The following is a 263-nucleotide window of genomic DNA, read 5'->3' on the forward strand; positions in this document are numbered from 1 at the left end:
CTGGCTGCGGGGTGCTGGCGCTCGACGGTGCGGAACCGATGCTCGAGCAGACGCGAGCCACCTGCCGGGATCACGCCGACCGGCTGGCTAGGGGCACGTTCGAACTGGCCGATCGCGACTGGCGGCGTCTTTCCGAGCCGCCGCATGCCATCGTCTCCTCGCTCGCCATCCATCACCTCGTCAGCCGGCTGTAGCAGATGCTGTTCGCCGTTCTGGCAGCGTCGCTCCGGCCCGGCGGTGTGCTTGGGGTGGGCGCCATCCGG

Annotated in this window: 1 protein-coding gene; it reads left to right on the plus strand. The window is 70.3% G+C overall.

Features of this window, described 5'->3' with window-relative positions; all coding sequences use genetic code 11:
- On the plus strand, nucleotides 1-194 hold a 194-nt coding region (locus tag KVT37_RS32300; protein WP_217579038.1), incomplete at its 5' end, for a class I SAM-dependent methyltransferase.
- Nucleotides 195-263 lie beyond the last annotated feature (69 nt).

It is taken from the genome of Mesorhizobium sp. GbtcB19 (assembly GCF_019091085.1).
Classification (GTDB): Bacteria; Pseudomonadota; Alphaproteobacteria; order Rhizobiales; family Rhizobiaceae; genus Mesorhizobium.